Annotated in this window: 22 protein-coding genes and 2 tRNA genes; 19 read left to right on the top strand and 5 right to left on the bottom strand. The window is 27.9% G+C overall.

Annotated features, from left to right (window positions below; genetic code table 11):
* Nucleotides 1-13 precede the first annotated feature (13 nt).
* Genes yajC through secF form a run of 3 tightly spaced genes read left to right on the top strand, consistent with a single transcriptional unit; the run spans nt 14 to nt 2,767 of the window.
* Nucleotides 14-304, top strand: a complete 291-nt coding sequence (gene yajC, locus ACTTAX_RS01585) for a preprotein translocase subunit YajC (protein ID WP_262589219.1) — start codon at nt 14-16, stop codon at nt 302-304.
* Nucleotides 305-317: 13 nt separating this feature from the next.
* Entirely contained in the window at nt 318-1,871 is a 1,554-nt protein-coding gene (gene secD / locus ACTTAX_RS01580) for a protein translocase subunit SecD (RefSeq protein WP_440692329.1), read from the top strand.
* Entirely contained in the window at nt 1,871-2,767 is an 897-nt protein-coding gene (gene secF / locus ACTTAX_RS01575; protein WP_262589217.1) for a protein translocase subunit SecF, read from the top strand. The genes secD and secF overlap by 1 nt, the downstream gene beginning before the upstream one ends.
* Here secF and ACTTAX_RS01570 read toward each other — a convergent pair.
* On the bottom strand, nt 2,764-3,366 hold the full coding sequence (locus ACTTAX_RS01570) for a urate hydroxylase PuuD (protein ID WP_440692327.1): 603 nt from the start codon (nt 3,364-3,366) through the stop codon (nt 2,764-2,766). The genes secF and ACTTAX_RS01570 overlap by 4 nt on opposite strands.
* A 50-nt stretch (nt 3,367-3,416) precedes the next feature.
* The gene (gene uvrA, locus ACTTAX_RS01565; RefSeq protein ID WP_440692325.1) at nt 3,417-6,269 is read right to left on the bottom strand and encodes an excinuclease ABC subunit UvrA; all 2,853 of its coding nucleotides are present in this window, start codon (nt 6,267-6,269) and stop codon (nt 3,417-3,419) included.
* An 89-nt stretch (nt 6,270-6,358) separates the two neighbouring features.
* On the opposite strand from uvrA, the gene ssb reads away from it, so the two are divergent.
* From ssb to ACTTAX_RS01535, 6 genes are all read left to right on the top strand, one after another.
* Nucleotides 6,359-6,811, top strand: a complete 453-nt coding sequence (gene ssb, locus ACTTAX_RS01560) for a single-stranded DNA-binding protein (RefSeq protein WP_262589214.1) — start codon at nt 6,359-6,361, stop codon at nt 6,809-6,811.
* Nucleotides 6,812-6,816: 5 nt separating this feature from the next.
* On the top strand, nt 6,817-9,396 hold the full coding sequence (gene gyrA, locus ACTTAX_RS01555; RefSeq protein WP_440692323.1) for a DNA gyrase subunit A: 2,580 nt from the start codon (nt 6,817-6,819) through the stop codon (nt 9,394-9,396).
* On the top strand, nt 9,396-9,890 hold the full coding sequence (gene coaD / locus ACTTAX_RS01550) for a pantetheine-phosphate adenylyltransferase (protein ID WP_440692321.1): 495 nt from the start codon (nt 9,396-9,398) through the stop codon (nt 9,888-9,890). The genes gyrA and coaD overlap by 1 nt, the downstream gene beginning before the upstream one ends.
* Complete coding sequence (locus tag ACTTAX_RS01545; RefSeq protein WP_262589211.1) at nt 9,883-10,443, top strand: peptidylprolyl isomerase; 561 nt, start codon at nt 9,883-9,885, stop codon at nt 10,441-10,443. The genes coaD and ACTTAX_RS01545 overlap by 8 nt, the downstream gene beginning before the upstream one ends.
* Before the next feature lie 8 nt (nt 10,444-10,451).
* A complete protein-coding gene (tgt, locus tag ACTTAX_RS01540) occupies nt 10,452-11,564 on the top strand; it encodes a tRNA guanosine(34) transglycosylase Tgt (RefSeq protein WP_440692319.1) in 1,113 nt (370 codons plus the stop codon).
* Between the two features lie 152 nt (nt 11,565-11,716).
* Nucleotides 11,717-11,792, top strand: a tRNA-Lys gene (locus ACTTAX_RS01535).
* A 10-nt stretch (nt 11,793-11,802) separates the two neighbouring features.
* Here ACTTAX_RS01535 and ACTTAX_RS01530 read toward each other — a convergent pair.
* Nucleotides 11,803-12,630, bottom strand: a complete 828-nt coding sequence (locus ACTTAX_RS01530; protein WP_440692317.1) for a M48 family metallopeptidase — start codon at nt 12,628-12,630, stop codon at nt 11,803-11,805.
* A gap of 112 nt (nt 12,631-12,742) precedes the next feature.
* On the opposite strand from ACTTAX_RS01530, the gene ACTTAX_RS01525 reads away from it, so the two are divergent.
* Nucleotides 12,743-13,399 (top strand): DUF502 domain-containing protein, encoded by a 657-nt coding sequence (locus tag ACTTAX_RS01525; protein ID WP_440634143.1) that lies wholly within the window; start codon nt 12,743-12,745, stop codon nt 13,397-13,399.
* On the opposite strand, the gene recG is transcribed toward ACTTAX_RS01525, so the two are convergent.
* Nucleotides 13,396-15,447, bottom strand: a complete 2,052-nt coding sequence (gene recG, locus ACTTAX_RS01520; RefSeq protein ID WP_440692315.1) for an ATP-dependent DNA helicase RecG — start codon at nt 15,445-15,447, stop codon at nt 13,396-13,398. The two genes, ACTTAX_RS01525 and recG, sit on opposite strands and share 4 nt — an antisense overlap.
* A gap of 23 nt (nt 15,448-15,470) precedes the next feature.
* Here recG and ACTTAX_RS01515 point away from each other — a divergent pair, with 23 nt between their 5' ends.
* Nucleotides 15,471-15,728 (top strand): succinate dehydrogenase assembly factor 2, encoded by a 258-nt coding sequence (locus tag ACTTAX_RS01515; protein ID WP_440692313.1) that lies wholly within the window; start codon nt 15,471-15,473, stop codon nt 15,726-15,728.
* Between the two features lie 5 nt (nt 15,729-15,733).
* Here the strand turns inward: ACTTAX_RS01515 and ACTTAX_RS01510 are convergent.
* Nucleotides 15,734-15,823, bottom strand: a tRNA-Ser gene (locus ACTTAX_RS01510).
* 85 nt (nt 15,824-15,908) lie between these two features.
* Here ACTTAX_RS01510 and rarD point away from each other — a divergent pair.
* The 8 genes from rarD to ACTTAX_RS01470 are packed head-to-tail and all read left to right on the top strand — an operon-like array spanning nt 15,909 to nt 23,569.
* Nucleotides 15,909-16,787, top strand: a complete 879-nt coding sequence (gene rarD, locus ACTTAX_RS01505) for an EamA family transporter RarD (RefSeq protein ID WP_440692311.1) — start codon at nt 15,909-15,911, stop codon at nt 16,785-16,787.
* The gene (locus ACTTAX_RS01500) at nt 16,774-17,775 is read left to right on the top strand and encodes a lytic murein transglycosylase (protein WP_440692309.1); all 1,002 of its coding nucleotides are present in this window, start codon (nt 16,774-16,776) and stop codon (nt 17,773-17,775) included. Before rarD ends, ACTTAX_RS01500 begins: the two co-directional genes overlap by 14 nt.
* Complete coding sequence (locus tag ACTTAX_RS01495; protein ID WP_440692307.1) at nt 17,765-18,604, top strand: SPOR domain-containing protein; 840 nt, start codon at nt 17,765-17,767, stop codon at nt 18,602-18,604. Before ACTTAX_RS01500 ends, ACTTAX_RS01495 begins: the two co-directional genes overlap by 11 nt.
* Complete coding sequence (locus tag ACTTAX_RS01490; protein ID WP_440614371.1) at nt 18,597-19,748, top strand: D-alanyl-D-alanine carboxypeptidase family protein; 1,152 nt, start codon at nt 18,597-18,599, stop codon at nt 19,746-19,748. The genes ACTTAX_RS01495 and ACTTAX_RS01490 overlap by 8 nt, the downstream gene beginning before the upstream one ends.
* Entirely contained in the window at nt 19,741-20,355 is a 615-nt protein-coding gene (gene tmk / locus ACTTAX_RS01485) for a dTMP kinase (RefSeq protein ID WP_440676893.1), read from the top strand. Before ACTTAX_RS01490 ends, tmk begins: the two co-directional genes overlap by 8 nt.
* Nucleotides 20,352-21,281 (top strand): AAA family ATPase, encoded by a 930-nt coding sequence (locus tag ACTTAX_RS01480; RefSeq protein WP_440692305.1) that lies wholly within the window; start codon nt 20,352-20,354, stop codon nt 21,279-21,281. The genes tmk and ACTTAX_RS01480 overlap by 4 nt, the downstream gene beginning before the upstream one ends.
* Entirely contained in the window at nt 21,274-22,815 is a 1,542-nt protein-coding gene (gene metG, locus ACTTAX_RS01475; RefSeq protein ID WP_440692304.1) for a methionine--tRNA ligase, read from the top strand. Before ACTTAX_RS01480 ends, metG begins: the two co-directional genes overlap by 8 nt.
* On the top strand, nt 22,808-23,569 hold the full coding sequence (locus ACTTAX_RS01470) for a TatD family hydrolase (protein ID WP_440692303.1): 762 nt from the start codon (nt 22,808-22,810) through the stop codon (nt 23,567-23,569). The genes metG and ACTTAX_RS01470 overlap by 8 nt, the downstream gene beginning before the upstream one ends.
* Nucleotides 23,570-23,572: the final 3 nt, after the last annotated feature.

Below are 23,572 nucleotides of genomic sequence, written 5' to 3'. Positions count from 1 at the left end.
TTAAAGGAGTTTTATGGAAGGTTCAGGAATAGGTCAATTTATACCGCTAATTTTAATTTTTGTTATTTTTTATTTTTTCTTAATTAGACCACAGCAAAAAAAAGTTAAAGAGCATAAAGCAATGGTCGAAGGTTTAAAGAGAGGAGATAAAGTAGTCACTTCAGGTGGTATAACAGGAAGAGTAGAAAGATTAATCGATAACGACAAAGTAGAAGTTGAAATAGCTGAAAATGTTAAAGTAGAAATTGTTAAAGCTACAGGCATTCAAAGTCTCTTAAACAATACTCCAGAAGTTAAAAAATAATCAATTAAGATAAGTGCTTTATTTTTCTAAACTAAGAATCTTATTTGTAACTTTATTTTCTTTATTATTTATTTTAATTGCGTCATCAAATTTATTTAAGTTCGATGATAGTTTTTTTAATAAGAAAATAAACCTTGGTTTAGATTTACAAGGTGGTTCTTATCTTTTACTTGAAATTGATAATGAGCCTGTAATTGAACAAAAATTACAAAATTTAACAACCACTATTAGAAATTATTTCAAAGAGAAAAATATCAAAATTAATAATATTAAAATTGATAATCAAAATATTTTTTTCAATGTTGCTGATTTAGATAAACAAGCAGTTCTAGATGTGTTTCAAGATGAAAATAGTGATCTAAATCCTTATTACCCAAGATTTAAATCACACCAACTTGACATCGAAGATAATGTTATCAATTTAAAAGTAAGTTTTTCAAGACAAGGCATAATCAATCTTAAAACTTCATCGCAAGATCAAGCTATAGAAATTGTAAGAAGAAGGGTAGATGAAGTCGGTACTAATGAACCCAATATTTTAAAAAGAGGCAATGACAGAATCCTTGTTGAACTTCCTGGGTTAGATGATCCTCAAAGAATTAAATCACTATTAGGAAAAACAGCAAATCTTACATTTAGATTTGTAACCAATGATGAAAGTGACAGATTTGGTGTTGAGAAGTTAAAATTTGAAGATGGCTTAGAAGAAGCAACAGTAAGCAAAAGAATAATCATCAGTGGTGAAAATCTATTAGATGCACAACCAAAAATGGACACTCAAAACAATCAAACTATTGTGTCATTTACATTAGATAGAGTAGGTGCCAAAAGATTTGGTAAAGCAACATCTACTGGTATTGGAAAACAATTAGCGATTGTTTTAGATGGAAAAATAATTAGTGCACCTGTTGTTAGAGATACAATAGCAAGTGGGTCTGGACAGATCAGTGGTGGATTTACTTTCCAAAGTGCTACAGATTTAGCCTTATTATTAAGATCTGGAGCTTTACCAGCTCCTTTAGAGATTATAGAGGAAAGAACTGTAGGTCCTGATCTAGGACAAGATTCGATTAATGCAGGAATGATCGCTTTAGCCATAGGTTTTTTATTAGTTATTATTTTTATGTTTGTTAAATACAAAGTGTTTGGATTAATCACTAACGTCACATTAATAATAAATTTATTTTTATTACTTGGTATATTAACTTTATTTGAAGCAACACTAACTCTTCCTGGTATAGCTGGTATAATTTTAACTGTTGGAATGGCAGTTGACGCAAATGTTTTAATCTTTGAGAGAATTAAGGAAGAACTTAAAGATGAAAATAATAATATTTTAGCTTTTGATGGAGGTTACACAAAATCAAGAACAGCAATTATTGATGCAAATATTACTACTTTATTAGCAGCTATAATTTTATTTTTTATGGGTTCTGGTCCAGTAAAAGGATTTGCTGTTACACTAGGTGTAGGAATATTTACAACTCTATTTTCAGTATATTTTATAGCAAGATTGTTCACTAGTCTTTATGTGACAAGAAATAAAAATAAGGAAAAACTAATCTAATGATAGCCTTTAATAAATACTATAATCACTTTAACATACTATCTATATTCTTAATTACAGCATCACTTTTATTACTAATTTTTAAAGGTTTAAATTACGGTATAGACTTTAAAGGTGGAACATTAATTGAACTAAGGTCATCAGATAGCAAAATTAGCGTTAGTTCATTGAGAGATAAATTTAATCAAATGGATTTAGGAGATGTTTCTGTTAAAAAATTTGGAAATGATACTGATTTTCTAATTAAATTTGAAAATAAAGATAATAAAAAAAACATTATTGAAGAAATTAAAAAGGATTTAGATAGTTCTTTTGGAAATAACTATGACTTTAGAAGAGTTGAGAACGTAGGTCCTAAAGTGAGCGCTGAATTGCTTAAAGCTGGCGTGATAGCAATTTCTTTATCTCTAGCTGTAATGCTTATTTATATTTGGATACGTTTCGAGTGGCAATTTAGTTTGGGGGCAATTTTGGCATTATTTCACGATGTAATAGTTACATTGGGAATTTTTTCATTATTTAGTCTTGAAATTAATTTATCAATTATTGCAGCTGTTCTAACTATTGTTGGTTATTCTATGAACGATACGGTTGTAATTTTTGATCGTGTTAGAGAAAATTTGAGAAAATATTCAGACATTAAAATTTTTGAATTAACAAACATTTCAATTAATGAAACTCTATCTAGAACTATTATTACTTCAGCTACTACGTTATTAGCTTTATTGGCAATATTCTTTTTTGGTGGCGAAATTTTAAAAGGTTTTTCTTTAGCAATGATACTTGGTGTTGTGTTTGGAACTTATTCTTCGATTTATATAGCTAATACAGTTTTAGTGAGATTAAGAGTATCACAAAAAACAGTCTTAAGAGAAGACGATAATAAAACTGTTTAATATAAGTTTTGAGCAGCTACCATTGAAAGTAACATTGGTAGCGATAAAAGAGTATTTGTTCTTGAAAACAACATTGCAGTTTTAGCAGACTTAGCTTTTGTTTCTGGATCAGCTTCAACTATTCCTAAAGCTCTTTTTTGGTTTGGCCAAATTACAAACCAAACATTAAATGCCATAACAATTCCTAACCACATACCAATTCCTATTGCTGTATGTTTTGGAACACCCGATCCAATGCTTAAAGTCATAGCATCATGTAAATATCCATTTAACAGAGCTAAGATTAATCCTGAAAGAACAGTAAACGCAGCTGCCCATCTAAAATAAAATAATGCAGCAGGAGCAATTACTTTCCCAATAGCAGGTTTTTGTTCATCAGGTATTTTTCCCATATTTGGAATTTGAACAAAATTAAAATACCACAATAATCCTATCCACATTATTGCAACAACAACATGAATGTATCTAAATAACCAGCTCCAGAAAAGAGTATCGATTGAAATACCATCATTTAAATAGGAAAGACCTAAAAACAATATAATTGCTAATGCAAGCGATGCATGAATTGTTTTAGATAGTGATGATAATAAACTGCTCATGATTCTTAATTAATATACACTAAATTTAGATTTTTTATAAGTTTTTATATTTAATACAAAAGAGGTTTTAAAAACTGACCTGTGTAGCTTTCTTTTACTTTGCAAACTTCTTCAGGTTTGCCTTCTGCAACAATTTTACCACCTTTAACACCACCCTCAGGACCCATGTCAACTATATGATCAGCAGTTTTTATAACATCTAAGTTATGCTCTATTACAACTACGGTGTTTCCTAATTTCACGAAGGTGTGAAGAATTTCTAGTAACTTTTTAATATCGTGCTGATGTAGTCCAGTTGTTGGTTCGTCTAATATGTACATAGTTCTACCAGTTGATCTTTTTGATAATTCTTTAGCTAGTTTAATCCTTTGTGCTTCACCACCTGACAGTGTTGTAGCTTGTTGTCCAATTTTAATGTAACCAAGTCCAACTTTTTTTAGAGTTAATAATTTAGATTTAATATTTGAAATGTTTTCAAAATATTCACAACCTTCATCAACAGACATATCTAAAACATCAGCTATACTTTTTCCTTTAAACTTAATCTCTAAAGTTTCTCTGTTGTATCTCGTTCCTTTACATTCATCACACTGAATATAAACATCTGGTAAAAAGTGCATTTCATATGTAATAACACCATCACCTTCACAGGCTTCACATCTACCACCCTTAACATTAAACGAAAATCTTCCTGGTTTATAACCTCTAGTTTTAGACTCTGGTAAGCTAGTAAACCAATCTCTTATAGGACCAAAAGCTCCAGTATAAGTAGCTGGGTTAGATCTTGGAGTTCTACCAATAGGGGATTGGTCGATATCAATAATTTTATCAATTAATTCGACACCTTTGTAATCTTTAAAAGCTTTAGGAGTTTTTCTAGCTTTATTATTAAGTGTTAAGTTTAATGCATGAAATAATGTTTGTAATACCAATGTAGATTTACCACTTCCTGAAACTCCAGTTACACAAGTGAATGTGCCTGTAGGAATTTTAAGATTAACATTATTTAAATTATTCCCACTAGCACCATTTATTTCTACAAATCTACCATTTTTTGCTAATCGTCTAGTTTTAGGAATTTCAATTTTCTGTTTATTCGCAAGATACTGTCCCGTTATACTCTTCTTATCCTTTTTAAGTTCTTCGTAAGTTCCTTGAGCTGTTATTTGACCACCATTCGTTCCAGCTTCTGGTCCAAGGTCAATAATGTGATCTGCATTTTCCATTGTCTCAGTATCATGTTCAACAACAATTACTGTATTCCCAAGATCTCTTAGTCTTTTTAATGCATTTATTAATTTAACATTATCTTTTTGATGCAAACCAATTGATGGTTCATCTAAAACATATAATACTCCTGTTAAACCAGATCCAATTTGTGATGCTAATCTGATTCTTTGAGCTTCTCCTCCTGATAAAGTTCCAGACTCTCTTGAGAGTGTTAAGTAATCTAAACCAACATTAAGTAAGAAATTTAATCTTTCATTTATTTCTTTTAGGACATGTTCTGCAATTTTAAATTGCCTTTTATCTAAATTATTTTCTAAGCTTTTAAACCATTCAGCGGCATCATGAATTGATTTTTTAGTAACCTCACTAATATTTAAATCATTAATCTTAACACATAATGCTTCTTCTTTTAGTCTATCACCATTACAAGCTTCACATGCAGTATCTGATTGATATTCGGCTATTGCTTCTCTTTTCCATTCACTATCAGATTCCAAGAAACGTCTTTCAAGATTATTAATTACACCTTCGAAAGTTTTTTTATATGAATATTTTTCATACCCATCATCATAATTAAATTTAATTTCGTCCTCATCTGAACCATATAAAATTATATCTTTTATTTTTTTTGGAAGCTTCTTCCATTTTTCATCAAGAGAAAATTCATAATGTTTTGCAAGAGAAGCTAAAGTTTGCGCATAATATAAAGTTGTCGATTTAGCCCATGGTTCAATTGCTCCATCCGCTAAACTTTTACGATCATCTGGAACTACTAAATTTGGGTCTACATTTAATTTCATTCCTATACCTTCACATTCTTCACAAGCACCAAAGGGACTATTAAATGAAAACAATCTTGGTTCTATTTCTTCGATAGTAAATCCACTTTCTGGACAGGCAAACTTTGTGGAGTAAATTAATTTTTCAATTTTTCTAAATTTTTGAGGAAGTGTTTCATCTTCGTATTCAACAAAAACTAATCCATTAGCTAAATTTACAGCTGTTTCTACACTTTCGGCTAATCTGTTTCCAAGTTTTGAATTGAGTACAATTCTATCAACTAAAATTGAAATATCGTGTTTTAATTTTTTATCAAGGTTAGGGGATTTTTCTATATCGTATAAAACATTATCAATCTTTATTTTTCTAAATCCACGTCTTTTATAGCTTAAAATATCTTTTTTATATTCACCCTTACGACCTCTAACTACTGGAGCATAAATATAAATTGTAGATTTTTTTGGTAATTTTTTAATTAAATCAACAATTTGAGTAATTGTTTGAGAGGTTATTGGCTTACCTGTAAAAGGAGAGTAGGGAATACCAGCTCTTGCATAGAGCACCCTCATATAATCATAAATTTCTGTAACAGTTGCAACAGTTGATCTGGGATTTTTTGAAGTGTTTTTTTGTTCGATTGCTATGGCTGGACTTAAGCCTTCAATTAAATCAACATTTGGCTTTTTCATTTTATCTAAAAATTGGCGAGCGTAAGCAGATAAGCTCTCGACATATCTTCTTTGACCTTCTGCATAGATGGTATCAAAGGCTAATGAAGATTTTCCTGACCCAGACAAACCTGTTATGACTACAAATTTATCTTTTGGAATCTCTACAGTCACATTCTTCAAATTGTGTTCTTTAGCGCCCTTAATAACTATCTTTTTCATCATATTTTTAGTTGCTTTGAGTCAATAAAATTAATATTCAGAAGAATTGTGATATAAATCTTATTAATTAATTTAACAAATAGTAAAATATTATGGCTGGAAGTTTAAATAAAGTATTATTAATTGGTCGTTTGGGCGCAGACCCTGAAATTAAACAAATGGTAAATGGCAAGAGTGTAGCTAGACTAAGTCTTGCAACCAGCCAAACATGGAAAGATAAAAATACTGGTGAAAGAAAAGAAAAAACTGAATGGCACCGTATAGTTGTATTCAATGAAGGATTGGTAAATGTTGTTCAACAATATTTAAAAAAGGGTGCCCAAGTTTATGTGGAGGGACAACTAACAACACGTAAATGGAAAGATGAACAATCTGGCCAAGACAAGTATTCAACAGAAATTGTTATACAAGGTTATAATTCTTCACTTACAATGTTAGGTGGAGGAAATACAGGTGGTGGAATTCAGAATGACACAACTCAACAAAATAATATTGAGGATTCTTCTCAAGTGTCAAATGATATGGATGACGAAATACCATTTTAATTTCTATGCAAAAAACTGAAGAACCAAAAGATAAGAACATTAATCTAATCTCTATGCATGACGAGATGAGCTCGTCTTACTTGTCTTATGCAATGAGTGTTATTGTAAGTCGTGCATTACCTGATGTAAGAGATGGATTAAAACCAGTTCACAGAAGAATCCTTTATGCAATGTATAAAGGTGGTTATGATTGGTCTAAACAATTTAGAAAATCAGCAAGAATAGTCGGGGATGTAATTGGTAAATATCACCCTCATGGTGACCAATCAGTTTACGATGCATTAGTTAGAATGGTGCAAGATTTTTCAATGAGTTTACCTTTAGTTCAAGGGCAAGGTAATTTTGGATCCATTGATGGTGATCCTGCTGCTGCTATGAGGTATACCGAAACAAGATTGTCAAAAGTTTCACAATTTTTAATTGATGATATCGAAAAAAATACGATTAGTTTTAAAAGTAATTATGATGAAACAGAGAAAGAACCTAGCGTATTACCTGCACAATTTCCAAATTTATTAGTTAATGGGGCTGGAGGTATAGCTGTTGGAATGGCAACCAGTATTCCTCCTCATAATCTTGGTGAGATAATTGATGGTACTTTAGCCTTAATAGAAAACAAAGATATTAAAATAAAAGAACTAATGAAACATATTCCAGGACCAGATTTTCCGACTGGAGGAGTAATAATCGGCAAAGATATAATTAAACAAGGTTACAACAATGGTAGAGGCTCATTTAAAATTAGAGGTGAAGTATCAGTTGAAAGCTTAAAGAATGGCAGAGATAGATTAGTAATTACTTCAATTCCATACCAAGTAAATAAAGCTGTACTAAATGAAAGAATTGCACAATTAGTTAGAGAAAAGAAAATTGAAGGTATTAAAGATATAAGAGACGAGTCTAACAGAGAAGGTATAAGAGTTGCTATTGATTTGAGAAACGGTGTCGAGCCAGAAACAATTAAAAGACAACTTTACAAAAATACTCAAATAGAGAGCTCTTTTGGTTTTAACACTTTAGCAATAGTAGAAGGGAAACCAAAAACATGTACATTAAAAGAATTTCTTTCTAATTTTTTATCTTTTAGAGAAGATGTAGTAATCAAAAAAACAAAATTTGATCTTCAAAAAGCAGAGGAAAGAGCTCATATCTTAATTGGTCTATCTGTTGCAGTAGAAAACTTAGATAAAATTATAAAAATCATTAGATCTTCCAAAACACCTGAGGATGCAAAAAATGCTATTCTTAAAACTAAATGGAAAATAAACAAATCACAAAAGCTAATTTCTTTAGTAGAGGGAAAAAAAGGTAAAAATATTTATTCTTTATCTGAACCACAAGTTTTAGCTATCTTAGAATTAAGATTACAGAAATTAACAGCTCTTGGTATCAATGAAATTGAAGTTGAGATTAAAAAATTAGCTGAATTAATTGCAAAATATAAAAAAATTATATCGTCTAAAAAAGAGCTTTTGAGAGTAATAAGCGAAGAATTAAAAAATATTAAAGAAAAATTTGCTGTTCCTAGAAGAACTAAAATTATTGATGCGGTATTAAATTACGACATCGAGGAAACAATCCAAAAACAATCTGTAATTATTACAGTAACTTTACAAGGGTATATTAAAAGAGGATCATTAAATAATGTGAAGCAACAAAAAAGGGGTGGAAAAGGTAAATCTGGAATTACTACCAGAGATCAAGACTCCGTAATACAAACTCTGTCAGTTAATACGCATACATCAGTTTTATTTTTTTCAACAGAGGGGCTTGTTTATAAAATTAAAGCTTGGAAAATACCCGAAGGATCATCAGCTTCAAAAGGTAAATCTTTATTCAATATACTTCCATTAAAAAGTCATCAATCTATCAGTTCAATTATGCCAATGCCTGATGAAGATACAGATTCAAAAAATTATCAAATTATTTTTGCAACAGCACAAGGTAAAGTTAGAAAAAATAGTTTAGAAGATTTCTCTTCCATTAATGCTTCAGGAAAAATTGCAATGAAACTTGATAACAATGATAAAATTGTTGGAGTTAAAATTTGTAAAGATGATCAAGATATAATTCTGAGTACTAGATTTGGTAAATGTATCCGTTTCGAAGCTAGAAAACTAAGAGTATTTAAGGGGAGATCTTCAAAAGGAATTAAAGGTATTGAACTAGCATCTGGTGATCAAATTGTTTCATTGTCTGTAATTGATAATGATAAATTAAATAAAAATGGAAAAAAATCAAAAGATGAAAAATCTGAATTAAAAGCAAAAGAAAAATTTGTATTAGCAATAAGTGAAAACGGTTATGGTAAAAAGACTTCTCATATAGACTATAGAGTTACAAATAGAGGAGGCAAGGGTATTATTGGAATTATAAATTCTCCAAGAAATGGAAATATAACATCCTCTTTTCCAGTCTTTGAAGGTGATGAAATTTTAATATCTACAAACAAAGGAAGAGTTATTAGAGTTGCGGTAAAAGAAATAAGAACTGCTAGCAGAAATACTCAAGGTGTAAGAATTATAAAATTATCTGGTGATGAAAAAGTTGTTTCTGCAATTAAAATTGATGATAATTTAATTTAATGAATAAAATTGCAATATATCCAGGAACTTTTGATCCAATTACTTATGGTCATATAGATGTTATTAAAAAAGCATTAAAACTTTTTGATAAAATAGTAGTTGGAGTTTCAGATGTTAATAATAAAAATTATTTATTTTCATCAGATGAAAGAATAGAAATTGTTAATAAAGCTTTATTTAACGATTTAAAATTAAATAAAAAAAAAATTATAGTTGTTTCCTTTGGTTCACTAACTACAGATTTGTGCAAAAAATATAAATCAAATATTATATTGCGTGGCTTAAGAGCTGTATCTGATTTTGAATATGAATTTCAACTTGCTGGAATGAATAGAAAGTTGAATCAAGACATTGAAACAATTTTTTTAATGTCAGATGTAGAAAATCAAATTATTTCATCTAGATTTGTTAAAGAAATTGTAAAATTAAATGGAAATATTAAAAAATTTACTACCAAAAGCACAATAAAATCTTTAAAAGAAAAATATGAATAGAATTTTATCATACATATTTATTTTATTTTTTATTAGTGCAAATCAATTAATAGCTGAGGAGAATATAATGATTTTAAAACTAAAAGATGGTGATGTAAAAATTGAATTATTTGAAGACGTTGCGCCAAACCATGTCAAAAGAATTAAAGAATTAGCTAACAGTGGAAAATATGACAATGTTGTATTTCATAGAGTAATCGATGGTTTCATGGCTCAAACAGGAGATGTTAAATTTGGAAATTCAGAGTCTAAAGAATTTGATTTAAGAAGAGCAGGTATGGGTGGATCTGATATGCCCGATTTAGAACAAGAGTTTAATAGTTTACCTCATGACAGAGGCACATTATCTATGGCTAGAGCTCAAGATCCAAATAGTGCAAATAGCCAGTTTTTTATTTGCTTTCAACCAGCTCCTTTTTTAGACAGACAGTATACTGTTTTTGGTAAAGTTGTTGAGGGAATGGAGTTTGTAGATAAAATTAAAAGAGGTGACCAAAATAACAATGGTGCTGTAACAGATCCTGATAAAATTATAAGTTTTAAATCTTTGTAAAATATTAAATGGCATTAAAAAATTTTGCCTTTAAAGTTTTAAACAAAGATAAATTTGCTAGACGTGGTGTTATAGAAACTCATAGAGGTGAGATTAACACACCAGCATTTATGCCTGTTGGAACACAAGCAACAGTTAAAGCTTGTACGATCGATGATATAAAGAAAACTGGATCAGAAATAATACTATCTAATACATATCATCTAATGATCCGTCCTGGAGTGGAAAGAATTCAGTCTGCAGGGGGTTTACATGAGTTTATGAATTGTGATTTACCAATACTTACAGACTCAGGTGGTTTTCAAGTAATGTCTCTATCAAAGTTAAATAAAATAGATCGTGAAAAAGGGGCCATATTTAATTCACACGTTGATGGAAAAAAATTTTATTTAAGTCCTGAAGAAAGTATTAGGATTCAATTAGGCTTAAACTCAGATATTGTAATGATAATGGATGAGTGTCCAAAAAAAACTGAAGATTATAATTTAATAAAAAAATCTATGGATCTATCTTTGTATTGGGCTGAGAGATCTAAAAAAGCTTTTGGAAACAATCACCACAAAGGTTTATTTGGAATTATTCAAGGAGGATTATTTAAAGATTTAAGATTAAAATCGCTTGAAGGTCTTACAAGCATTGGATTTGATGGCTATGCAGTCGGAGGATTAGCTGTAGGTGAAACTCAAGAGGAAATGTTTACTACTTTGGATGGTATTAAGGAGCATTTGCCAGAGGAAAAACCTCATTATTTAATGGGAGTTGGTACACCTACGGATATTTTAGGAGCGGTAAAAAGAGGTATAGATATGTTTGATTGCGTTCTTCCAACTAGATCGGGTAGAACAGGGCTTGCTTTTACTTGGAATGGACGGGTAAATATTAAAAATAATAAATATCAACATGATAACACCCCATTAGATCCTAATTGTGAAAATTTAAATTTAAATAAATATTCAAAAAACTATTTAAATCATTTGTTTAATACCAATGAAATATTAGCATCAATGTTATTAACACTTCATAATATAAATTTTTATCAAGAATTAATGTCTGAAATCAGAAAAAATATTATGAATAATACCTTCGATGATTTTCATGATAAATACATTGATAAGTTGTAGTTTTATTAACTGTGCTATTATGTGTACAACTTTGTAATGAAAATCCCTCATTTATAACGAATTCTTTTTATAAAAATTACATTGAACGAATTGAAATATTAAAATTTATCTGTATACAAACCATATTCATTTTCATAAAAATGAATCTTTGTGGGCCGTTAGCTCAGTTGGTAGAGCAATTCCCTTTTAAGGAATGGGTCGATGGTTCGAGTCCATCACGGCTCACCACTATTTGAATTTAACTTATTTCAATCGGTGGATAATCAAGAATTACCTCATTCATCCAATCATTTAACTGTTTAATTCTAGTGTCAGATGAAGGGTGGGTACTCATAAATTGTGGAGGCTCTTTGCCTTTATTAAATTCTTTCATTCTTTCCCAAATTTTAACTGTTTCTCTGATATCATATCCAGATAAAGATGAAAAAATCATACCAAGATAATCAGCTTCGCTTTCTTGTTTTCTGTTAAATGGATTCATTAGTCCAATTTGAGATAGTAGGCCAACTGTATCCATTCCAGTTGTTCTGTTGATATCTGATAATATACCTCCACTTGCAATATCAATAATTCTAGTACCTGTGTTTAGTAAAACTCCTCTACTTGCTCTTTCAACTGAATGTTTTGCAACTGCATGAGCAACCTCATGTCCCATTACTGCAGCCAGACCATTAGTATTTTTTGTAACATCTAGTATACCTGTATACACTGCAATTTTTCCACCTGGCATACACCAAGCATTTCTAACTTTTTTATTATCAATTAATATATATTCCCAATCAAAGTTAGCAGTTGGATCATTTAAATTAGATCTATAGAAATATTCACTAATTGAATCTTCCATTTTTTTTCCAATTTCTTTTATTTCATTTAAAGTTTTTGTGTCGTCACTCATTTTCTCTTTTTCTTTAACTTTCTCATAAATTTGAGCAGCTTGAGCATTTAATTTAGCTTCAGGTATTAATTTTAATTGTTTTCTGTCAGTAATTGGAGCACTTGTGCACGAATGTAGAAGTAAGCTTCCACAACCACATCCAACATATGTTAAAAATTTTCTTCTATTCATTTCATTCTAAAATTGATAATAATTTATCATTATGAATCTTAATAATAAAATTTTAGTTGTATTATTTATCATTGCAATAATTTTTGTTACATATTCTAGTTATAGTTAATAAATGAAAGAAACCAAAAAGAAACCTATAAAAAAAAGAGAAATTATAGGTCTATGGTTTTATATATTATCTTTAAAAATTAGGAATTATTTTTTTACAGGTGTTGTCGTTTTAATACCAATAGGACTAACTATTTATTTAAGTAAATTTTTAATAAATACGTCTTCAAAAATTTTACCGTCTCAAATAAATCCAAATTATTATTTGCCATTTAATATACCTGGCCTAGAGATAATTATTTCAATTATTTTCATAACAATCATTGGATTTATATCTTTATCTTATTTAGGGAAAAAATTTCTTCAGTTAATAGACAGTTTATTTAAAAAAATACCACTCCTAGGAACTTTTTGGTCTGCAATTAAACAAATGTCACAATCATTTAAAGAAAGTGGAAGTAAAAGTAAGAGTGTTGTACTTGTTGAATATCCAAGAAAAGGTGTATGGGCTGTGGGTTTTGCAACTAAAGAAAATTCTGGAGAAATTGCTGAAAAAACAAATCAAAAATTAATAAACGTATTTGTTCCAACAACTCCAAATCCAACAAGTGGTTTTTTGCTGATGTTCCCAAAAGACGACGTTATATTTTTAAACATGACTTTTGAGGAAGCTTCTAAATTTATTGTATCGGCCGGTACAACAACAACTGAAAAAAATTAAGCTATATCGTTAATTATATCTGCTCTATCGTACAATTTAATTAAAGGTTTAAACTTACTTAAATTTTCATTTTCAAGTTCAATTCTTTTTATTTCTTTTTCAGCTAATTCAAATAAGTCACTGTTTTGAATTGGGTCTGCTAATTTGAAATTTTTAACACCACTTTGTTTAAAACCCAAAATATCACCGAAACCCCTAATCTTCAAATCTTCTTCTGAAATAACAAATCCATCATTGGTCTCTTTTAATATATTTATTCTTTTTTTAGCATTTTCACTCAAATTTGACTTGAACATCAAAATACAAGTTGCTTCCTTCTCTCCACGACCAACTCTACCTCTTAATTGGTGGAGCTGAGATAGGCCAAACTTATTTGCATTTTCAATTACAATTACATTGGCATTTGGAAAATCTATTCCAACCTCGATAATGGTTGTAGATACTAGTATTTTAAATTCTTTATTTAAAAATCTTTTTAAAATTTCATCTTTTTCATTTATATCTGTTTTTCCATGAAGAATAGAGACTTGTTTCGGGAATAATTTTTTTAAATATTCAAATTTTTGAATTGCAGAAGTATGATCTAATTTTTTAGACTCCTCAATTAATGGACAGACCCAAAATATTTGATTTCCTGAATTAATTTCTTTTTTTATAAATTTAATTACATCATCAATTTTACTTTCTAATTTACTGTAAGTTTTTATCATTTTACGGTTTTTAGGTTTTTCTCTAATAATTGATAAATCCATATCGCCATAAATTGTCATTGTTAAAGTTCGTGGAATAGGGGTTGCTGTCATCAATAGAACATCACAATCATTTCCCCCTTTGTCAGATAATTTTTTTCTTTGATTCACGCCAAACTTATGTTGTTCGTCAATAATAATTAATCCTAATTTTTTAAATTTTACTGTTTTTTGAAAAATAGCATGAGTACCAAAAATTATATTAATCTTATTATTTATTAGTTCATTAAGGATTAATTTTTTTTCTTTGTAGCTAGACTTACCAGAAATTAACTCTGTTGATATGTTTGATGGAAAAATTTTTTTTGCTAAATTATAATGTTGTCTTGCTAGTATTTCGGTAGGAGCCATAACAGCTACTTGAAAACCAGAATTGATAGTATTAAATGCAGCTAATAATGAGACAATTGTTTTTCCACTTCCAACATCTCCCTGTAATAATCTAAACATTTTAGTTGAGGATAATAAATCTTCATTAATTTCGTTAATTGATTTAATTTGATCGTCAGTTAATGAAAATTCTAATTTATCAATGAGTTGTTTTTGTTTATTTAAATTAATAATTTTATTTTTTTTCTTAACTTTCTTAATTTTTTTTCTTATTTCTGAATTAACTAAAAATGTTGCAAATATTTCATCAAAGGCAAGTCTTTGATAAAAATGATCTTTGTATTTTCCTATATTCTCATGCTTATGTAATTCTTTAATTGCATCATTCCAATTGATATTATTGAATTTATTTAAAATTTTACTTGAGTGCCATTCTTTTAAGTTAGGTAATTTATCTATTATTTGTTTTATGATTTTATTATAAATTTTCTCAGATATTCCTTCAGTTAATGAATATTTATTATGAACTTGTTTAATTAAACTTGAGTCTTCAGATACATATTTAGGATTGGTTATTTGATATTTGTTTTTAAAGTATCCAATTTTCCCACTTACAGTTATTTCTTTTCCTAAAGGTAATATTTTTTTAATATATCCCTCATAGCTATTAAAAAAGACACAATCTAACTCACCTGTTTCATCTGAACATTTAACTCTATTTGGTAATTTTCTAATTCTTGGAAACAAATATTTATTTGCTACCAAAGTAACAGTTTGATTTTCACCGATCTTTAAATCTTTTACTTTTGTTGATAAACTTCTATCTGTATAAGCCTTTGGTAGTTTCCAAAGTAAATCAAAAATATTATTTATATTCTTTTTCCTAAGTAAATTTGTTGTTTTTATACCTACGCCATTTAAAGCTGTTAGATCAGATAATAAATATTCAAAATTAGTTTTATTATCCATGATAAATTAATTATATTCTAATAATGAGCCTCAATATAGATGAATTAAAAAAAAAAATTATTTATCGTTCCAATTATCGAGGCACCAAGGAAATGGATAAACTCTTAGGTAAATTTGTAAAAAAATACATTAATGATTTACAAAAAGAGGATTTAATTGATTTAGATAAATTTCTTAATATTGATGACACAAATTTATATAATTTCTATAATGGTTTTGATACTGAATTTGAAATAGAAAGAAACAATATCAGCTTATTGTTTAAAAATTTTAAATATTAAGTTGATGGCGGAGAGACTGGGATTCGAACCCAGGAAAGAGTTGCCCCTTTGCCGGTTTTCAAGACCGGTGCTTTCAACCACTCAGCCATCTCTCCGTGAGCAAGGTTTTATAATTATAATTATTTAATTCAACCATAAAATAGTCGAAAAAAACTCATTAACGACTAATATCAAAGCCTCATGAACAAAGAATTTAATAAAGGGCTTTTACTTGCTGGATTTGGATCTTTTTGGTGGGGTTTTTTTGGGGTTTTATATTTTAAATATATTACTTTTATTGGCTATATTGAGCTAGTAGTTCACAGATGTTTGTGGACAACGTTGACTTTAATATTAACAACTTTCTTTTTTTCAAAGTGGGATATTTTTTTTAAGATAATTAAAAGTAAACAAAATCTTGTCTATCTTTTTATTTCAGGCTTTTTGATCTTTATGAATTGGGGTGTATGGATTTATGCAATCGCCACCAACAGAATAATAGATGCAAGTTTTGGTTATTTTATAATGCCAATATTAAGTGTTCTTCTTGGTTATATTTTTTTTAAAGAAAAATTAAATAATAAAAGAATTTTTTCAATTACATTAGTTATTTTATCAATTTTATATTTAATTATTATAAGTTTAAAATCGCTACCTTGGGTCGGCATACTTGTAGCACTAAGTTGGGGCTTTTATAATTTAGTAAGAAAAAAGGTTAATGTTGATACTGATATTGGACTTTTAATAGAAAGTTTATTTATATTACCAATTGCAATTGTTGCATTCTATCTAATTGCTGTTAATGGTTACAATGATTTCTCGTTATCCAACCCCCCAATGATGTTAATAATATTGTTGGCAGGTCCAATGACGGTAATACCTTTATTTTTATATGTAAGAGGAGTTGAATTATGTGGATTAGGTCCAACAGGGATGATTTTCTATATCACGCCAACTCTTCAATTTTTACTAGGTTTTTTTTATTACGATGAAGCTTTCTCATTTAACAAACTAGTAAGTTTCATTTTAATATGGATTGCTGTAATAATATATTTAAGGGATTTATATGAAACTAATTAAACTTATATTTATTTTATCTCTTTTTTTTCATTCAAACACATTAGCAGATATCAATATAGAATTCGAAAAATGGAAAAAAAATTTCAAAAAAATTGCTCTAGAAAACAATATTTCTGAATCAACATTTGACTTAGTTATGTCTAATACTAAGTTTTTACCAGATGTAATTAAATATGATAGATATCAACCAGAGTTTTATGAAGATACAAAAACTTACATATCAAAAAGGACTTCTGACAAAAAAGTAAAAAAAGGAAAAAAACTTTACATAGATAATTTAAGTTTAATTAACTCTGTTGAAAATGAATTTAATATAGAAAAAGAGCTTCTTTTATCATTAATGGGCATAGAAACAAATTTTGGGACCTATGTTGGTAAAATGGACATTCTCTCCTCACTCTCTACATTAAGTTTTGACAAAAGAAGATCTGAATTTTTCACTAAAGAACTTTTGATACTTTTAAACTTGATTGAGAAAAATCAAATTGATTATAAAACATTGTATGGTTCTTGGGCAGGTGCTTTTGGTTACTTCCAATTTATGCCTTCTACCATGAAAAATTATGCAACTGATTATGATGGCAATGGTTCTATAAATTTAAAAAGTAACGCAGATGCGTATGCATCTGCGAGTAATTATTTAAAAAAAATAGGTTGGAAATCTAATGAGCCATGTTTTTATAGAATTAATTTAAATAATGGTATTCCAAAAAAATATTTAAACATTTCTGCAAAAAAATTACATGATAAAAAAAAATTAAAATTTTTTAGGCAATATATTCAGAATAATTCTATTATTTCAAATAATTATGATGAGTTAGAAGTTGCAATAATAACACCAGATAAAGATATAATACCAGATGCTGAAACTTTAAATCCAGCTTATGTGGTATTTAATAATTATGAAATAATTTTACAATGGAATAGATCTCTAAGATTTGCTTTAGCTGTCTGCACATTAAAGGATAAATTTAAAGATGAACTTTAAAATAATATTTCCAGTATTTTTATTATTTTTTTTTATTGGCTGCAAACAATTAGATGAACCACAAAAAAAAATAATCAAAACAGAACCTGAAATTATTAAAGAGAAGGTTACTACAAAACCATCAGAAGATATTGAAGAAGATAGTTCTAAATATATTTTTGATAGAGAGTATACTAACCAAGGCTTTGCATTAATTTACGAAGAAAATCTCTTTAATGAAAAAAGTATTTCAAAAAAATTAGATAACAGAAGTTTGTTTATTTTTCATGCCAAAATTAGAAAAAATTCATTTGTAAAAATTACTAACCCTGAAAATACAAAAACTGTTATTGCGCAAGTAATATCTAATAAGGCAACTTTTTCAAATTTTTATAATTCAGTAATCACCAAAAGAATTGTTGATGAATTGTTACTTGATGAAAATGAACCTTATGTTGAATTATCCCTAATTTCAAATGAATCAACCTTTGTTGCCAAAAAAGCTAAAACATTTGATGAAGAAAAAAAAGTAGCTCAAAAAGCTCCTGTTGATGGAATAACCATAGATAATTTAGGAACCAAAGAGAAGAAGGAATTGCCTAAGACTACTCAAAGTAATTTTCTATATTCAATTAAAATTGCAGATTTTTATTATAAAGATTCAGCTGAAAATATGATCCAAAGGATTAAGGATGAAACAAAGATAACAAACCCTGTAATAAAAAAATTATCCCAAACAAAATATAGGGTATTATTAGGTCCATTTAATGATATAAAAAAAATTCAAGAGTCATTTGACGAAATAGAAAAACTGAATTTTGAAAACCTAAAAATTATTAAAGATGTTTAAAAAATTAAATTTAATTATTTTAATATTCATTTTATTTGCATCTAAATCATTTGCCAATTTTGATGTGAAAGCAAAAACTGCAATAATTCAAGATTATCATTCTGGTGAAATTCTTTTTGAAAAAGAAGCGGACTTATCAATTTATCCTGCATCCATGACGAAAATCATGACCTCCATCATTGCCTTTGACTTAATTAAGTCAGGGGATTTGAGTATGGATGAAAAATTTATTATTTCAGAAAAAGCTTGGCGTTTATCTACATCTGGTTATTCCTCAATGTTTATAATGGTAGGGGACGAAGTCTCAGTTGAAAATTTACTAAAAGGTATAATCATAGCATCTGGTAATGATGCTTGTATTGCATTAGCAGAAGGCATAGCGGGTACTGAAGAAGAGTTTGCAATCTTAATGACAGCAAAAGCTAAAGAGTTAGGAATGGACAATACAAACTTTTCTAATTCATCAGGAATTAATCACCCTGATAATAATTCAACAGTTAGAGACATAATGATCATGTCTAGATACCTAATTAAAGAACATCCAGAATTTTATAAAATGTTTGCAGAAAAAGAATTTACTTGGGATAGAACAGGAGGAGATCCAATAACACAAGGTAATAGAAATCCTTTGTTATATAAAAATCTTGGAGCAGATGGTATCAAAACTGGTTATTTAGCTGTAGAAAAATATTCATTAGCTTCGTCTATAGAGAGAAATGGAAGAAGATTAATTGCTGTTGGCAGTGGTTTTAATTCAAAAAACGCCAGATCAAAAGAAAGTACTAAAATGTTAACTTATGGACTTACAAATTTTGATTTAGTTAAAATTACTGAAGCTAATAAACCTTTTCAAAAAATAGACGTATGGTTGGGAAAAGAAGATACAGTTGATGTTTATACAAATGAAGATATTTACAAAACTATTAAAAAAGCCAAAAAAAAATTATTAAAGGTTTCTGTAAATTATGATGGTCCTGTAGAAGCACCAATAAACAAAGATCAAAAAGTTGCAACATTAAAAGTAGTTTATGACCAAGAATTAGTAGGTGAGTATGATTTGCTTGCTTTAAAAGAAATTAAAAAAGTAAATTTCTTTTCTAGATTGCTTAAATCATTAAACTACTTAATTTGGGGCGATGTCTAAGAAGCCAATTATTGTTTTTGAAGGTATAGAAGGCAGTGGCAAAAGTCATCATATAAAAATTGTTTCAAGGTATTTAGACAAAAATAAAGTTAAATATTTAAAAATCAGAGAACCAGGAGGGAGTTTAAATTCTGAAAAAATTAGAAAATTAATATTAAATAAGAAATCCAATTTTAATGTAAAAACTGATTTACTTTTATATCTAGCTGCCAGAAGTGAAAATATTAATCTTATTAAAAAATATTATAAAAAAAGAGTTATTTTAATTGATAGATTTATAGACTCTACAATTGCTTATCAGCATTATGGCATGGGTGTTGATATTAAAATTATAAATATAATTAATAAATATTTATTAAAAAATATTAAGGTTAATTTTACATTTCTTAATGTTGTAAATAAAAAAAATCTTTTCTTAAGATTGAAAATGAGAAAATCTTTGAATAGATATGATCAATTTAATAGCAGTTTCTATAACAAAGTTCAAAATGGATTTCTTAAGTTATCAAAACTAAATAAGAAAAAATATAAGATAATTGATTCAAATTTAGATATTAAGAAAAATGAAAAATTAATTATCAATCAAGTTAAAAAGTTAATTAAATGAATCTAAATTCATCTACACAACAGAATTTGTACGAACATCAAGAGATTTTCAACCATTTATCTAAATTATATTTAAATAACAAATTACCAAATAAAATACTTTTATCTGGTGAAAAAGGTATTGGTAAAGCAACATTAGGTTATCATCTAATAAACTTTGTATTATCAGAAAATGAAGAACATTCTTATGATGTTGAAAATAATAAAATTAATTTAGAAAATAAATCATTCAAACTTATACAAAATAAATCTAATCCAAATTTTAATCTTATAGACGTAGCTGAAGATAAAAAAAACATTGATATAAATCAAATAAGAGAATTAATTGTTAATCTAAATAAATCTTCATTTAATTATAAAAAAAGATTTGTTTTAATAGATAATATAGAATTATTAAATTTGAATTCTATTAATGCATTACTAAAAGTCTTGGAAGAACCTAACGAAAATATTAATTTTATCTTAATTAATAATAATAAAAGAGTTTTACCAACTCTTAAATCTAGATGTTTAAATTTCAAAATTTTTCTAACGAATGCTCAATCTATTGAAATTGTTAATAAATTAATAAACGATGATGTTTATAATTTTATAAATCAAGATTTAGTAAATTACTTTACAACACCAGGTAAATTATATGAATTATTAAATCTTGCAGAAAACTTTGATTTAAATCTTAAGGATTATAGTTTAGACACTTTTTTGCAAAGTCTAATATCAAGTAAGACTTACAAAAAAAACAAACCAATTATTCAATTAATCTATTCTTTTATTGAAGTTTATTTTAGAAACAATATATCTACGAAAAATATTAAATTATTTCAGCATTATCATTACTTTTTAAAAAAAATTAATGATACTAAAATTTATAATTTAGACGAAGAGACATTATTTATGGAATTTGAAGATAAAGTTTTAAATGGATAAAAATTTTTATATTACAACACCTATTTATTATCCATCAGCTAAACCTCATATGGGTCACGCCTACTCAAGTATAGCTGCTGATTTTTTTGCAAGATTTAAAATCATTGATGATTTTGCAGTACATTTTTTAACCGGTACAGATGAGCATGGTTTAAAAATTCAAAGATCAGCTGAACGAGCAGGGGAGACTCCTCAAAAATTTTGTGATCAAATAAGTAAAACTTTTCGAGACCTTTCGGATACTCTGAATTTATGTAACACCGATTTTATTAGAACAACCGAAGAGAGGCATAAAAAAACAGTGCAATATCTTTGGTCTGAACTTGAAAAGAATGATGATATTTATCTATCAAATTATTCTGGTTGGTATTCAGTATCAGATGAAGCTTTTTATAGCGAAGATGAGATAGAAGAAATAGATGGTAAAAAAATAGCTATATCTTCAAAATCACCTGTCGAATGGATTGAAGAAGAGTCGTATTTTTTTAGACTTTCAAAATGGGAAAAACCTCTTTTAAAATATTATGAAGATAATCCTGACTTTATTTATCCAGAGTCTAGACGAAATGAAGTTATTAGTTTTGTAAAAAGTGGTCTAAAAGATTTATCAGTTAGTAGGAAAAGTTTTTCATGGGGTATACCAGTTCCAAGTAATAAAAATCATGTAATTTACGTTTGGTTAGATGCACTTACAAATTATTTAAGCGCACTAAATTACCCAAATGAAGATGATGAATTATTCAAAAAATTTTGGCCCGCATCAATACATTTAATTGGCAAAGATATACTTAGATTTCATGCTGTTTATTGGCCAGCTTTTTTATTGGCTGCTAAAATTGAAGTGCCAAAAAGAGTTTATGGTCATGGTTGGATTTTATCTGGAGAAGAAAAAATGTCCAAATCTAAAGGTAATATTTTGGATCCTTTAGAAATAATTGAAGAGTATGGGTTAGATCCATTAAGGTATTATCTAATTAAGGAAGTTTCATTTGGCAATGATGGTAATATTTCTCAAGATAGATTGGAAGATTGTATAAACAGTGATTTAGCAAATAATTATGGAAATTTATGCCAAAGGGTTACTGCTTTTGCGATCAAAAATTGTGGTGGAAAAATACCTTCCGAAATTAAATTTCTAGATGAAGATTTGTTAATTTTAGACAAGTATAAAAAAAATTTAGATAATATTAGATCTAAAATTGATCATCAAAATATTAACTTTTATATAGACTACATTGTTAATTCACTATTTGAGGCAAATAAATATTTTAATGATCAAGAACCGTGGAAAAAAAAAGATGACCAAATCAGATTAAACACAATTGTCTATACTACATTAGAAATTGTTCGAAAAATAAGTTTCTTATTATATCCAATTATTCCAGAGTCTTCTTTAAAAGCACTAAAAATTTTTAATATTAATGAAGATCAAATAAAATTAAATTCCCTTACAGATAATGAGTATTTAACTAAAGGAAATAATATTAATAAAATTGATATATTATTTAAAAAAATAGAAAAAAATAATGATTGATTCCCATTGTCACTTAGATCACGAACCTTTGTTGAGTGATTTAACAAATGTTTTACAAAGGTCAAAAGATGTGGGTGTTGAAAAACTATTAACAATATCAACGTCTCATGAAAGTTTCTCTAGAGTTAAGGAACTAGTTAATAGAGATGAGATGATTTATGGTACAATTGGAATTCATCCACATGAAAGTTCTACAAACATAATTACTGCCAATGAAATTGTTGATAACTTAAAAAATAACAAAAAAATTATAGGTATTGGTGAAACTGGATTAGATTTTTATTATAATAATAGTGAAAAAGATAAACAAATTGCCAGTTTTAAAGAACATATAGAAGCTTCAATAAAGACTAATGTTCCTCTAATTGTTCATTCAAGAAATGCTGAAGACGAAACATTTGAAATTCTAAATCAATATAAAGATGAGAATATTAAAATTTTAATGCATTGCTTTACTGGTTCAAAAGAATTTTCAGAAAAATTATTATCTTTAAATTCTTACTTTTCTGCTAGTGGAATAATTACTTTTAAAAATTCAGTTGATTTACAAGAGACATTTAAATCAATCCCAAATGAAAATATTTTAATTGAAACCGATAGTCCCTTTTTGGCGCCAGTGCCAAATAGAGGAAAAAAAAATGAACCATCATTTATCAATTTTACAGCTGAAAAATTAGCTGAAATAAAGAATATTTCAAAAAAAGAACTGATAGAGATTACTACAAATAATTTTAATAAACTTTTTTTTAATTAACAA

It is taken from the genome of Candidatus Pelagibacter sp. HIMB1695 (assembly GCF_052047655.1).
Lineage (GTDB): Bacteria > Pseudomonadota > Alphaproteobacteria > Pelagibacterales > Pelagibacteraceae > Pelagibacter.
Note: the sequence above shows the minus strand (reverse complement) of the source record. Positions and strands in the feature narration are given on the sequence as shown.

Coding starts and splice junctions, on each gene's coding strand:
- yajC (WP_262589219.1), top strand. CDS start 14: ATGGAAGGTTCAGGAATAGGTCAATTTATACCGCTAATTTTAATTTTT.
- secF (WP_262589217.1), top strand. CDS start 1,871: ATGATAGCCTTTAATAAATACTATAATCACTTTAACATACTATCTATA.
- ACTTAX_RS01570 (WP_440692327.1), bottom strand. CDS start 3,366: ATGAGCAGTTTATTATCATCACTATCTAAAACAATTCATGCATCGCTT.
- uvrA (WP_440692325.1), bottom strand. CDS start 6,269: ATGATGAAAAAGATAGTTATTAAGGGCGCTAAAGAACACAATTTGAAG.
- ssb (WP_262589214.1), top strand. CDS start 6,359: ATGGCTGGAAGTTTAAATAAAGTATTATTAATTGGTCGTTTGGGCGCA.
- gyrA (WP_440692323.1), top strand. CDS start 6,817: ATGCAAAAAACTGAAGAACCAAAAGATAAGAACATTAATCTAATCTCT.
- coaD (WP_440692321.1), top strand. CDS start 9,396: ATGAATAAAATTGCAATATATCCAGGAACTTTTGATCCAATTACTTAT.
- ACTTAX_RS01545 (WP_262589211.1), top strand. CDS start 9,883: ATGAATAGAATTTTATCATACATATTTATTTTATTTTTTATTAGTGCA.
- tgt (WP_440692319.1), top strand. CDS start 10,452: ATGGCATTAAAAAATTTTGCCTTTAAAGTTTTAAACAAAGATAAATTT.
- ACTTAX_RS01530 (WP_440692317.1), bottom strand. CDS start 12,630: ATGAATAGAAGAAAATTTTTAACATATGTTGGATGTGGTTGTGGAAGC.
- ACTTAX_RS01525 (WP_440634143.1), top strand. CDS start 12,743: ATGAAAGAAACCAAAAAGAAACCTATAAAAAAAAGAGAAATTATAGGT.
- recG (WP_440692315.1), bottom strand. CDS start 15,447: ATGGATAATAAAACTAATTTTGAATATTTATTATCTGATCTAACAGCT.
- ACTTAX_RS01515 (WP_440692313.1), top strand. CDS start 15,471: ATGAGCCTCAATATAGATGAATTAAAAAAAAAAATTATTTATCGTTCC.
- rarD (WP_440692311.1), top strand. CDS start 15,909: ATGAACAAAGAATTTAATAAAGGGCTTTTACTTGCTGGATTTGGATCT.
- ACTTAX_RS01500 (WP_440692309.1), top strand. CDS start 16,774: ATGAAACTAATTAAACTTATATTTATTTTATCTCTTTTTTTTCATTCA.
- ACTTAX_RS01495 (WP_440692307.1), top strand. CDS start 17,765: ATGAACTTTAAAATAATATTTCCAGTATTTTTATTATTTTTTTTTATT.
- ACTTAX_RS01490 (WP_440614371.1), top strand. CDS start 18,597: ATGTTTAAAAAATTAAATTTAATTATTTTAATATTCATTTTATTTGCA.
- tmk (WP_440676893.1), top strand. CDS start 19,741: ATGTCTAAGAAGCCAATTATTGTTTTTGAAGGTATAGAAGGCAGTGGC.
- ACTTAX_RS01480 (WP_440692305.1), top strand. CDS start 20,352: ATGAATCTAAATTCATCTACACAACAGAATTTGTACGAACATCAAGAG.
- metG (WP_440692304.1), top strand. CDS start 21,274: ATGGATAAAAATTTTTATATTACAACACCTATTTATTATCCATCAGCT.
- ACTTAX_RS01470 (WP_440692303.1), top strand. CDS start 22,808: ATGATTGATTCCCATTGTCACTTAGATCACGAACCTTTGTTGAGTGAT.